Source organism: Paenibacillus thermotolerans (assembly GCF_028745515.1).
Classification (GTDB): domain Bacteria; phylum Bacillota; class Bacilli; order Paenibacillales; family YIM-B00363; genus Paenibacillus_AE; species Paenibacillus_AE thermotolerans.
The window spans coordinates 1-609 of the sequence record NZ_JAQZSG010000094.1; the positions used below are offsets into that span (position 1 = coordinate 1).

At 40.9% G+C, this 609-nt stretch carries 1 protein-coding gene; it reads right to left on the minus strand.

Features of this window, described 5'->3' with window-relative positions:
* Nucleotides 1-57: 57 nt before the first annotated feature.
* Complete coding sequence (locus tag PT964_RS26370; RefSeq protein ID WP_274366336.1) at nucleotides 58-258, minus strand: aspartyl-phosphate phosphatase Spo0E family protein; 201 nt, start codon at nucleotides 256-258, stop codon at nucleotides 58-60.
* Between the last annotated feature and the right edge of the window lie 351 nt (nucleotides 259-609).

A 609-nucleotide genomic window follows, 5' to 3' on the forward strand; every position in this document is an offset into this window, starting at 1 on the left:
TGAAACTAAGTTTTGTACGTTAATTGGTCAGTTGTAGAAAAAAAAGAAACACCTGCTTTAGGCGGGTGTTTCGATTAAGAGTGCGCTTTGTCTCAGCTTCGAAATTCGCGATATTCTTTGATGCTGCAGAATAAGCAGATCCAGCTTGCCGCTGATTTCAATAACATGCTGATCGAAGAGACAGCCCTTCTCTGCGGCAACCTTGATCATTTCAGTACGGGTTTTTTCAATGATATCTCTTAACTGCTGTTCGCTCATGCTCACTTGCTCTCCATTCTTCCGCCCCAATATGACATCTGTTGAGATTATACAACAGCCATTATTGAAATGTTTGTCAAATAACGTCGAACGATTGTGACAAAACTTTGAACTAATGTTCAGAATGTTAACAATCTTCAATCTGACAGTGTTACAGTGAGTCTAATCATCCCTCCGCTGTCTAACGGACAGAGTTGCAGTTATTCAGTGTTTTGGATAGATTTTGCAGTTTTAACGGACACCACTGCAGTTATTACCTCAAAATATCATGAATAAGCGCCAAAAATCGGGGTTTAGCGTCTGTGATGTCCGTCCCTCGTATTTAAGGGGAATGCTCTCGAATACTCTCTC